Consider the following 11,028-nt stretch of genomic DNA (forward strand, 5'->3'; position numbering starts at 1 on the left):
GAGCAGGACGACGACCACCTCGAGGCCGGTTCGGGCCGCGAGGGCCATCAGGCCACCGGCAGCGAGGGTCTCGTCATCCGGGTGGGCCGCCACGACGACCACCCGGCTGGCACCGGTCGTCGCCAACGCCGGCAGGGGGATGACCTGTCCCCACTCGCGACGCTCACGCCAGCGGGCCTCCGACGTGCCGGTCTCCGCGTGGGTGAAGGAGCGGCCTCGTGCCGTCACCACGGCAGTCGGGCCGCGTCGAGCAGGTGGCGACCGAGCGCGGCCTCGTCGCGCTCGGCGTGCTCCTGCCGGAGATAGAGCTGGAGGTCGGCGACCCGTCCCGCGTGGTCGTCCTCCAGGGCGAGGGGCGCCGGCCCGGTCGCGTGAGCGACGTGCTCGAGGACGACCTCGGCGGCGCGGGCCACGACGTCACGGGCGCGCAGCGCGAGGGTGGCACCGTCGACACCGGTCGCGCGTCCCGCGTCCACGCGAGCCGCCGCCTCGGCGAGCGTCGCCCGGGCGCCCCAGAGGGAGGCGTCGACCGCACCCAGGTGCATCAGGGCGATCTGGTCCGGCTCGCGCCCACCCCGCAAGAGCCKACGTGCGACCCCGACTGCGCCGCCGTACCAGATCGCCGCGACGCCCATTGCGCCCCAAGCGAACCCGGGTCGCTCGAGATACCAGCCTGCCGGCCCGACGGGAACCGCCTCGGCTCCGTCGAACGTGACCGGTCCGCTCACCACGGCGCTCAGGCCGCGCGCGAACCAGGCAGCGGGATGGACGGTCACGCCGTTCGCCTCACCCAGCGCGACGGCATACAACCGCCGCGTCGTCTCACTCTCCCAGGCGGTGACGAGGGCGTGCGAGAGCGAGCCGGCGAGCGAGCACCACGGCTTGGTGCCGTGCAGGCGGACGACGCCGTCTCCATCGGGGTCTGTCGCGGCGAGGCGAACACCGGGTCCCTCCGCAGCGAAGACTCCCCACGTGGCGCCGTCCGTCGTGTGGGGGGTCTCGTGGCCCGCCGATCGCGCCTCGGCCAGGATGGCCAGGGCATCGAGGTGCGGCTCGATGGCGCGGGCTGCGGTCAGGTTCACGGCGGCGACAGACGCCAGGGACTCCCAGAGCGTCAGCGTGGCTCCGCCGCCCGGGAGCGGCAGGGCCGCCGTGTGTCGCCGCAGCAGCGCGAGCGCCGAAGTCGGGTCGATGCTCGGGTCGACCTCGGCGGCCAGGGCGCCCGTGCTCGGGTGCGGCGCGCGATCCTCGGCCAGCGTCACGGGGCCGCTCATGACCCGGGCTTCCCCGTGGCGGTGGACAGGCTGGCAGGAGAAGAGGTCACACGGGGCACATACCCGCGGGCCACCGACGCCGACTCATCCGCCACCGACCCGCCCCGCAGGCGACGTAGGCGGCAGAGCCGCCCCACCCGGGGCGGCTCCCCGGGACGGCGCGCGCCCCTGGTGTCCCACCCCGGTTATCACGCCGTGTTACTTGTCCTATAACGTGCTGATCGTGAACCTCGCGGGCCACCAGAGCAGCACCGACTGCCGGCGCACGACGTAGCCGCGCACCGTCGCGCGGCTCGCGGCCCCCCGTTCCACCCCCACGCCAGCACCGACGCCCGGCGGGCCGGACCCGGCGCGCCCTGACCAGCCCGATCCAGAAGGACGACACCATGCACCTGCTCAAGCGCTCCCTCACGGCCTCTGCCGTCGCCCTCGTCCCCCTCGTCCTCGCCGCGTGCGGTGGGGGATCGTCCGCGACCGAGAGCCCGGCCGACAACCCCTACAACCTCCAGCAGCCCGGGACCCTGCGCGCCGGCACGCTCACCGACGCACCGCCGAACGTCTACGTCAAGGACGGCACGTTCACCGGTTTCGACAACGACCTGCTGACGGCGGTCGCCGGCAAGCTCGGACTCAAGGTCGAGTTCGTCGGGACCGAGTTCAGCTCGCTCCTCGCCCAGGTCAAGACCGGCAAGTTCGACGTCGGCTCCTCGTCGATCAGCATCACCGAGGCCCGCAAGAAGACCGTCGACTTCACGAACCGCTACGACTTCGGCTTCCTCGGTCTCGACGTGCCCAAGGGCTCGGTCATCACGTCCTTCGACCAGCTCGCCGGCAAGCGCGTCGTCGTGGTGCAGGGCACGGTGCAGGACGACTACGCCACGCGCGAGAACCTCAACCCGGTCCGCGTCCCGGACTACAACGCCGCGCTGAACCAGCTGCGCACGGGCACCGCCGACGCGTGGATCACGCCCGCCGAGATCGGCGAGAAGACAGCGGGCGACTCCGGCGGCAAGGTCCTCGCCGTGGCCAAGCAGCTCGACCCCGGCGGCATCGCGTATGCCGTGGCGCCCGGCAACGACAAGCTGCGGGCCGCGCTCGACAAGGGCATCGACGAGGTCGTCGCCGACGGCACCTGGGCCAAGCTGCAGAAGCAGTACTACCCGAGCCGGGAGATCCCCGCCGACTTCAAGCCGGGCAGCGGCTCCGCCGCGGCGCAGTGACGCGACCGTCGTAGACCACACCCCCATCACCGAGAGGAGGGCCGGATGGACATCCTGACCACGTTGCGGGAGACCTTCTTCGACCTCGACGCCATGAGCGCCGCGCTGCCAGAGCTGCTGCGCGTCGGGCTCCCCAACACCCTCGTCCTGGCCCTCACCTCGGCGGTGGCCGGCACGGCGCTCGGCATGGCGCTGGCCGTGTGCGGCCTCTCGCACCGGCGGTGGCTGCGGTGGCCGGCGCGGGTCTTCACGGACATCTTCCGCGGGCTCCCGGCCGCCGTCACGATCCTGCTCATCGGCGTCGGGCTGTCCCCGGTCGGGATGCACGTCTGGGGACCCAACCCCTACCCGCTCGGCATCCTCGCCCTCTCCCTCATCGCAAGCGCCTACATCGGCGAGATCTTCCGGTCAGGCATCCAGAGCGTCGACACCGGGCAGCTCGAGGCCGCCCGGGCCCTGGGCTTCAGCCGTCCCTCGGGCATGCGGCTCGTCGTCATCCCGCAGGGCGTGCGCCGCGTCCTGCCTGCGCTGGTCAACCAGTTCATCGCGCTCATCAAGGAGTCGTCGCTCGTCTACTTCCTCGGGCTGCTCGCCACCCAGCGCGACCTCTTCCGGATCGGGCAGGACGCCGCCGCCAACACCGGGAACCAGTCCGCGCTCGTCCTCGCGGGCCTCTTCTACCTGCTCGTCACCGTGCCCTTGACGCACGTCGTCAACGCCATCGACCGTCGCCTCCGGGACGGACGGCGCGCCGACGGCGCCACCCGACCCGACGACCCAGCCGGCGACGACCTCGCCGATCCCGTCCTCGCCGTGAGCCAGGAGGCCCGATGACCGCCCAGACCGCAGCCGACCACCAGGGCGTCGGAGGTGCGAACCCGGCCCGCGGGGTGGCCGTCGCGACGCGCGACGTGCACCTCGCCTTCGGGTCCAACCGAGTCCTCCGAGGTGTCGACCTCGACGTCGCCGCCGCGACGACGGCGTGCGTCATCGGCCCCTCGGGCTCCGGCAAGTCGACGCTGCTGCGTGTCGTCAACCGGCTGCTCGAACCGGACCGTGGCGACGTGCTCCTCGATGGCCGCAGCGTGCTGCTCGACAACCCCGACGCCCTGCGCCAACGGGTGGGCATGGTCTTCCAGCACTTCAACCTCTTCCCGCACAAGACAGTTCGCGCCAATGTCACGCTCGGCCTGACCAGGCTCAAACGGCTGCCCAAGGACGAGGCGGCGGAGCTCGCACTCCATCATCTCGATCGCGTCGGGCTGGCCCACAAGGCCGACGTCCGTCCCGGCAACCTCTCCGGCGGCCAGCAGCAGCGCGTCGCGATCGCGCGCGCCCTGGCGATGGAGCCCGAGGTGATGCTCTTCGACGAGGCCACCTCGGCTCTCGACCCCGAGCTCGTCAAGGGCGTGCTGGCCACGATGGCCGACCTCGCCGCCGAGGGGATGACGATGCTCGTCGTGACCCACGAGATGGGCTTCGCCCGTTCCGTCGCGCAGCAGGTCCACTTCATGGACCACGGTCAGGTCGTCGAGTCCGGCGCGCCCGACCAGGTCTTCGAGGCACCTGGCACGCAGCGGCTCCAGCGCTTCCTCTCGCAGGTGCTCTAGGGAGCGCCACCACCTGTCGTATGCCGTGTCGCCGGGCACCCGTGGTCCTCGACCCCGGGTGCCCGGCTCCTCCTGCTCAGGCGGGTCGAGCGGTTCGGTCGGTTGCCCTGATGCCGAGCTGGGAGAAGGCGAGCGCCGAGGCGGCGACGATGGCTAGGAGCACGAGACCGACGCCGTACTGGGGGAGCAGCTTGTCGTAGGTGGCCCCGAGGACGAGCGGCGGGAAGTAGCCGCCGAGGCCGCCCGCGGCCCCGACGAGCCCGGTCACGCTGCCCACCCGCTCGGCCGGTGCCGCCTTGGCGACCCACGCGAAGACGCCACCGGTGCCGAGGCCCAGGAAGAAGGCGATGGCGACGAACGACAGGCCCGCGGACAGCTCGAGCGGCGGTCGGAACGCGAGCACGAGGGCCAGCGCCGTCGTCCCGGCGAGCGAGATCGCGAGCACGGCACGAGGACCGATGCGATCGCTGAGGGTGCCGCCGATCGGGCGCGCCACCACGGCAGCGATGGCGAATCCTGCCGTGCGTGTGCCTGCCGCCGTCAGGTCGAAGGAGTAGACGTCCTTGAGGAAGGTCGGGAGGTAGGTGGAGAAGGCGACGAAACCACCGAAGGCGACGGCATACAAGAACGACATCTGCCACGTGATGGGCAGGCGCAGGGCCGCCGCGAGCTTGGGCACGACCGGGTCGGTGTTCGGGCGCCACAGCGGCGAGTTGCGCATCCACGTCCAGCAGATCGCCGCGGTCGCTGCCAGGGCGGCGGCGAGGATGACGTGCGTGGCCGTGTAGCCGAACCACTGCACGAACCGTGGGGTGAAGAACGCCGACAGGGCCGTCCCACCCATCCCGGCTCCGAAGACGCCGGTCGCGAAACCCCGGCGGTCGGCCTGGAACCACGCGTTGACGAAGGGGATCCCGACGGCGAAGGTCGTGCCGGCGATCCCGAGGAAGAAGCCGAAGAGGAGCATCAGGGGAAAGGAGCGGGCGTTGCCGGCGACGGCGACGAGCAGGACGAACGGGATGCTCGCCAGCGTCAGCACCGGGAACATGATTCGGCCACCGAACCTGTCGGTCAGTGCCCCGACGGGGATGCGCCCGACGGAGCCGACGAGCACCGGCGTCGCGACGAGGAGGGCTTTCTGGCTGCTGCTGAGGCCCATCTGCGCGGTGTAGCGCACCCCGAGCGGCCCGATGATGTTCCAGGCCCAGAAGGTGATGGTGAAGGCGAAGAGGGCGAGGGCGAGGTTGCGGTTCTGACCGAGCAGCTCGGCGCCCGCGCGAGGGGTGGCCTCGGTCTGGCTCATGGTGGCTCCTGTGTGAGGTGGGTCGCTCAGCGGCGACGGTCGCGGTCCGCGGTGCCGACCCCGCTCCAGCCGGGACGGTTGGCCCGGTTGCCGGAGGTCTGCCGGTCGCGTGACCGGTAGACGATGTAGGGCCGGAAGAGGTAGTGCAGCGGCGCCGTGAAGGCGTGGACGAGCCGTGTGAACGGCCAGAGCGCGAAGAGCAGCATCCCGACGATGGCGTGCACGTGGAACTGGATCGGCGCGGCGGCCATGGACGCGACGTCGGGTCGCAGCAGGAAGACCGACCGGAACCACGGCGACACGGTCTCGCGGTAGTTGTGCGCCTCGCTGCCCGCCCCGACGCTGACGAGGGTCGTCCAGAGGCCGAGCACGATGGCCGCGACGAGCAGGACGTACATCAGCTTGTCGTTCTTCGTCGTGGCCATGAAGACCGGCCCGGTGGTGCGGCGACGGTAGACGAGGATGAGGATGCCGACGAGCGTGCACACCCCGGCGATGCCGCCGAAGAGCAGCGCGTTGAAGTGGTAGAGCCCCTCACTGACGCCGACCGCGTCCGTCCACGACTCGGGGATGACGAGGCCCCCGACGTGCCCGAAGAAGACGAGCAGGATGCCGAAGTGGAAGAGCGGCGAGCCGATGCGCAGCAGGCGCGACTCGTAGAGCTGGGACGAGCGGGTCGTCCACCCGAACTTGTCGTAGCGGTAGCGCCAGATGGTGCCGCCGACGAGGCTCGCGATGCAGAGGTAGGGCAGCACTCCCCACAGGAAGGTGTTCACGGGTGGGCCCCCGAGGTGGCGGCCGACGGGACCGGTTGCAGCGGAAGGAGTCTCGGGTCGTACGGCTCGAGTCCCACGGCCTCGGTCGGGTGGGGGCCCGTCATCCCGACCATCTGCATGACCGCGGCCCGGTCGGGCGGCGACTCGCCGGGAAGGGTGGCGCACACGGCGACGACGGCGCCGGCATACGGACTCTGCCTCTCCTGCAATGCGATTCGTAGCAGCTCGAGGCTCGCCCGGTAGTCTTGGAGGATGGCGCGACCGGCCGCGCTGTCGATCCTTGCCGCGAACTCGAGCACCATCGGGAGGTAGTCGGGCAGCTCGCCCTGGGTGTCGACGACCGCTCCACTGCTGCGGTATGCCGTCTTGAACCGTCCCAGCACCTCGCCGCGTCGGCGGGTGTCCCCGTCGGTCCAGTAGGACAGGTAGAGCGCATGCTTGCGACTGAGGTCGAAGGTGTCGACATAGGTGCGCTGGAGGCTCGCGAGATCGGCTCCGCCGAGGTGGTCGACCAGACCCGCCAGCTCCGGGACGCCTGGCGAGTCACCGTGCTCCGTCAGGGCTTCACGCATCGTGGGCAGTGCAGTGACGAGCTCCGCGGCGGGGTAGTCGAGGCAGCGTCCTGCGACCAGGTGCACGACGCGGTCGTCGGTGGTCTGCGGCCTGCGTCGGCGCAGCCCGATCACGACGCGTCCTCCGTGCTGTCGTCGGGGAAGAGCCCGGAAGGGGCGCCCCTGCCGTCCCAGTTGAGGAGGTTGACCCGGCCGCGCAGCTCGCCCGAGGCCGAGGTCGGCGTCGTGGTCTCGGACGTCTGTCGCTGTCGCAAGGCGTTGAACGTCTCGACCGCGACGGGCGCCGGCCGCCCACTCGCCTCGCCGAACGGTCCGGACTCGTACATGCCCGGACCCTCGTCGAAGTCGAGGGAGCACCCGATCTCCTCGAGCTCGTGCGCACGCTCGACGTGGGCCGTGGGGATGACGTAGCGCTCGTCGTACTTCGCGATCGCCATGAGTCGGTACATCTCGTAGAGCGTCTCCTCGTCGAGGCCCACGGCGGCCGGGATCGACGGATCGCCGTCGCGCCCGAGCGACACGTCGCGCATGTAGGCCCGCATGGCCGCCAGCTTGCGCAGCACCTCGGTGATGATGTCCGTGCGGCCGGCCGTGAAGAGCTCGGCGAGGTAGTCGACGGGGATACGCAGGGCCTCGATCGCACCGAAGAGGACGCCTCGGTCCTCGGCGTCATGTCCTTGTGCCGCAAGGAGATCGACGACCGGAGAGAGCGGCGGGACGTACCAGACCATGGGCATGGTGCGGTACTCCGGGTGCAGGGGGAGGGCGACGCGGTACTTCTTGGCCAGCGCGTAGACCGGAGAGCGCCGAGCGGCCTCCATCCAGTCGTCGGGGATGCCGCCGCGGCGGGCCGCCGCAATCACCTCGGGGTCGGCCGGGTCGAGCATGAGGTCCAGCTGTGCCTCGTAGAGGTCACCCTCGTCCGGGGTGGCCGCCGCGGCCGTCACCCGGTCGGCGTCGTAGAGGAAGAGCCCGAGGTAGCGCAGCCGCCCGACGCACGTCTCGGAGCAGACCGTCGGCAGGCCGACCTCGACGCGGGGGTAGCAGAAGGTGCACTTCTCGGCCTTGCCGCTCTTGTGGTTGAAGTAGATCTTCTTGTACGGGCAGCCGGTGATGCACTGGCGCCAGCCGCGGCACCGGTCCTGGTCGACGAGGACGATGCCGTCCTCCTCGCGCTTGTAGATGGCGCCGGACGGGCACGAGGCCATGCACGACGGGTTGAGGCAGTGTTCGCAGATGCGCGGGAGGTAGAACATGAACGTCCGCTCGAGCTCGAAGCGGACCTTCTCCTCCGACTCGCGGCGCACCGAGGCGTTGAGCTTGGCGACGATCGGGTCGAGGTGGCCCAGCTCGCTCGCGCCACCGAGGTTGTCGTCCCAGTTGGCCGACCACGTGATCTTCGTGTTCTCGCCGGTGATGAGCGACTTCGGCCGGGCGACGGGGAAGTCGTCGCCGAGCGGTGCCTCGACGAGCGTCTGGTAGTCGTAGGTCCACGGCTCGTAGTAGTCGGCGAGCTTGGGCTGCACCGGGCTCGCGAAGATCCCGAGCAGCTTCTGCACCCGGCCACCCGCCTTGAGCTTGAGGCTTCCCCGGTGGGTCAGCGTCCAGCCGCCCTTCCACGTCTCCTGGTCCTCGTAGCGGCGCGGATAGCCCTGCCCTGGGCGGGTCTCCACGTTGTTGAACCAGACGTACTCGGTGCCGGCGCGGTTGGTCCACGCCTGCTTGCACGTGACCGAGCACGTGTGGCACCCGATGCACTTGTCGAGGTTCATCACCATGCCCATCTGGGCCATGACACGCATCAGTACGTCACCTCCTGTGAGCGCTTGCGCACCGTCGAGACCATGTCGCGCTGGTTGCCCGTCGGCCCGAGGTAGTTGAAGGTGTAGGACAGCTGGGCGTAACCACCGATGAGGTGCGTCGGCTTGACGAGCAGCCGCGTCACGGAGTTGTGGATGCCGCCACGACGACCGGTCGCCTCCGACTTCGGCACGTCGATGGTGCGTTCCTGCGCGTGGTGGACGTAGACCACGCCCTCCGGCATCCGGTGGCTGACGATGGCGCGCCCGACGAGCACCCCGTTGTCGTTGACGCACTCGACCCAGTCGTTGTCGGCCACGTCGATGGAGCCGGCGTCCTGGGGGCTCATCCAGACCGTCGGGCCGCCGCGCGAGAGCGACAGCATGAGCAGGTTGTCCTGGTACTCGGAGTGGATCGACCACTTCGAGTGCGGTGTGAGGTAGCGGACCGTCACCTRCTTGCCCCCATCCGGGCCGAGCCGCGGCTCGCCGAAGAGACGGTGCATGTCGAGCGGTGGGCGATAGATCGGCAGGGCCTCGCCGACGTCCTGCATCCAGTCGTGGTCGAGGTAGAAGTGCATGCGACCGGTCAGGGTGTGGAAGGGCTTGAGCCGCTCGATGTTGACGGTGAWGGGCGCGTAGCGTCGGCCGCCGGTCTCGGAGCCCGACCACTCGGGTGAGGTGATGACGGGCACCGGCTGGACCTGGGTGTCGGCAAAGGTGATCCGCTTCTCCTCGGAGCCCTCGGCGAGGTCGACCAGCTTCTTGCCGACGCGCTCCTCCAGCGTGCGGAAGCCCTGCACCGCGAGGTGTCCGTTCGTCGTGCCCGAGAAGGTGAGGATCGCCTCGGCGAGCTTGGCGTCGGTGTCGATCGCGGGGCGCCCGTCACCGGCGCCGCCGAGCATGACGCCGTTCTTGGCCGCGAGGCGGGCCACCTCCTCCTCGACCCGGAACGTGACGTTCTTGACGGTGAATCCCAGGCTGTCCGCGAGGGGCCCCACCGTGGCGAGCTTCTCGGCGATCGCGGTGTAGTCGCGCTCGACGACCTGGAAGACCGGCATCGTCCGGCCCGGCGTGCCGGGCTGTCCGGTGGTGCGCCAGTCGACCGCACGACCGCCCGGCTGCGCGGTCTCGCCGGCGGTGTCGTGCAGGAGCGGCACGCTGACCAGGTCCTTGACGACACCGAGGTGGGTGCGAGCGAGGTCCGAGAGCTTCTCGGCGAGCAGGTGGAAGAGCTCGAAGTCGCTCTTGGCCTCCCAGGGCGGGTCGATGGCCGGGGTGAAGGCGTGCACGAACGGGTGCATGTCGGTGGAGCTGAGGTCGTGCTTCTCGTACCACGTCGCCGCGGGCAGCACGATGTCGGAGAGCAGCGTCGTCGACGTCATGCGGAAGTCGGCGGAGAGGAGCAGGTCGAGCTTGCCCTGGGGCGCCTCGTCGTGCCACTTCACCTCGGACGGCCTTGGCGCGTTGGGGTTCTCGCTGCCCATGACGTTGTGGTGCGTGCCGAGCAGGTTGCGCAGGAAGTACTCGTTGCCCTTGGCCGAGGAGCCCATGAGGTTGCTGCGCCACAGCACGAGGGTGCGTGGCCAGTTCTCGGGGGCGTCGACGTCCTCGATGGCCGAGGTCAGCGAGCCGTCGTGCAGGGCTCCGGCGACGTATGCCGCGGGGCTCGGGGCGGTGCCCGCCTCGACGGCGGCCTGCGCGTCCTCGGCCACCTGGAGCGGGTTGGTGCCGAACTGCGGGTAGAACGGCATCCACCCCATCCGGGCGGACTGCGCGATGGTGTCGGCCGTGTGCTTGCCGGCGAGATGTCCTCTGGCGAGAGGGGAGTTCAGCGAGTCGGCAGAGTAGCCGTCGTTGCGCCACTGGTCGGTGTGCATGTACCAGTACGACGTGCCGGTCATGGTGCGCGGCGGCCGGCCCCAGTCGAGCGCGTTGGCGAGGGAGATCCAGCCGGTGATGGGCCGGCACTTCTCCTGGCCGACGTAGTGCGCCCAGCCGCCGCCGTTGCGGCCCATGCAGCCGGTGAGGACGAGCAACGAGAGGATCGCCCGGTATGTCGCATCGCCGTGGAACCACTGGCAGATGCCGGCGCCCATGATGATCATCGAGCGGCCCTGCGACTGCTCGGAGTTCGTCGCGAACTCTCGGGCGATGCGGATGCACTGCTCGGCCGGGACACCCGTGATCTCGGCCTGCCACGCGGGCGTGTAGGGCTCGGACACGTCGTCGTAGCCGGTGGGCCAGCTGCCCGGCAGCCCCGGCCGCTCGACGCCGTACTGCGCGAGCATCAGGTCGTAGACCGTGGTCACGAGGTGGCCGCCGACCCGGCGGGCGGGCACGCCGCGGCGCAGCACCGACCCGGTGCCGTCCGGCTCGACGAAGGCCGGCAGCAGCACCTCGACCGGCTCGGCGGTGTCGCCGGCCATCGTCAGCGCGGGGCTGACGCCCTCGAGGTCGAGGTTCCACCGACC

General features: G+C 70.6%; 10 protein-coding genes. 3 read left to right on the top strand and 7 right to left on the bottom strand.

Features of this window, described 5'->3' with window-relative positions:
- The coding region (locus AC1DP0_RS10805; protein WP_478084481.1) for a PIG-L family deacetylase at positions 1–228 on the bottom strand (228 nt) is incomplete at its 3' end.
- Entirely contained in the window at positions 225–1,274 is a 1,050-nt protein-coding gene (locus AC1DP0_RS10810; RefSeq protein ID WP_478084482.1) for an acyl-CoA dehydrogenase, read from the bottom strand. The genes AC1DP0_RS10810 and AC1DP0_RS10805, both read right to left, overlap by 4 nt.
- Positions 1,275–1,660: 386 nt before the next feature.
- Between AC1DP0_RS10810 and AC1DP0_RS10815 the strand changes: the two genes are divergently transcribed.
- Genes AC1DP0_RS10815 through AC1DP0_RS10825 form a run of 3 tightly spaced genes read left to right on the top strand, consistent with a single transcriptional unit; the run spans position 1,661 to position 4,104 of the window.
- Positions 1,661–2,494, top strand: a complete 834-nt coding sequence (locus tag AC1DP0_RS10815; protein WP_478084487.1) for an ABC transporter substrate-binding protein — start codon at positions 1,661–1,663, stop codon at positions 2,492–2,494.
- Positions 2,495–2,539: 45 nt separating this feature from the next.
- Positions 2,540–3,328 (top strand): amino acid ABC transporter permease, encoded by a 789-nt coding sequence (locus AC1DP0_RS10820; protein WP_478084489.1) that lies wholly within the window; start codon positions 2,540–2,542, stop codon positions 3,326–3,328.
- A complete protein-coding gene (locus AC1DP0_RS10825; RefSeq protein WP_478084491.1) occupies positions 3,325–4,104 on the top strand; it encodes an amino acid ABC transporter ATP-binding protein in 780 nt (259 codons plus the stop codon). The genes AC1DP0_RS10820 and AC1DP0_RS10825 overlap by 4 nt, the downstream gene beginning before the upstream one ends.
- Before the next feature lie 76 nt (positions 4,105–4,180).
- On the opposite strand, the gene AC1DP0_RS10830 is transcribed toward AC1DP0_RS10825, so the two are convergent.
- The 5 genes from AC1DP0_RS10830 to AC1DP0_RS10850 form a co-directional block, all read right to left on the bottom strand.
- Positions 4,181–5,407, bottom strand: a complete 1,227-nt coding sequence (locus AC1DP0_RS10830; protein WP_478084492.1) for an MFS transporter — start codon at positions 5,405–5,407, stop codon at positions 4,181–4,183.
- A 26-nt stretch (positions 5,408–5,433) separates the two neighbouring features.
- Complete coding sequence (gene narI, locus AC1DP0_RS10835; RefSeq protein ID WP_478084494.1) at positions 5,434–6,183, bottom strand: respiratory nitrate reductase subunit gamma; 750 nt, start codon at positions 6,181–6,183, stop codon at positions 5,434–5,436.
- Positions 6,180–6,869 (bottom strand): nitrate reductase molybdenum cofactor assembly chaperone, encoded by a 690-nt coding sequence (gene narJ, locus AC1DP0_RS10840; RefSeq protein WP_478084495.1) that lies wholly within the window; start codon positions 6,867–6,869, stop codon positions 6,180–6,182. Before narJ ends, narI begins: the two co-directional genes overlap by 4 nt.
- Complete coding sequence (gene narH, locus AC1DP0_RS10845) at positions 6,866–8,557, bottom strand: nitrate reductase subunit beta (RefSeq protein ID WP_478084496.1); 1,692 nt, start codon at positions 8,555–8,557, stop codon at positions 6,866–6,868. Before narH ends, narJ begins: the two co-directional genes overlap by 4 nt.
- Positions 8,557–11,028 (bottom strand): molybdopterin-dependent oxidoreductase (locus AC1DP0_RS10850; RefSeq protein WP_478084498.1); only part of this gene is annotated, 2,472 nt, incomplete at its 5' end. The genes AC1DP0_RS10850 and narH, both read right to left, overlap by 1 nt.

The organism is Terrabacter sp. P5_B1 (genome assembly GCF_056400505.1).

Coding starts and splice junctions, on each gene's coding strand:
- narH (WP_478084496.1), bottom strand. CDS start 8,557: ATGCGTGTCATGGCCCAGATGGGCATGGTGATGAACCTCGACAAGTGC.
- AC1DP0_RS10815 (WP_478084487.1), top strand. CDS start 1,661: ATGCACCTGCTCAAGCGCTCCCTCACGGCCTCTGCCGTCGCCCTCGTC.
- AC1DP0_RS10825 (WP_478084491.1), top strand. CDS start 3,325: ATGACCGCCCAGACCGCAGCCGACCACCAGGGCGTCGGAGGTGCGAAC.
- AC1DP0_RS10830 (WP_478084492.1), bottom strand. CDS start 5,407: ATGAGCCAGACCGAGGCCACCCCTCGCGCGGGCGCCGAGCTGCTCGGT.
- AC1DP0_RS10820 (WP_478084489.1), top strand. CDS start 2,540: ATGGACATCCTGACCACGTTGCGGGAGACCTTCTTCGACCTCGACGCC.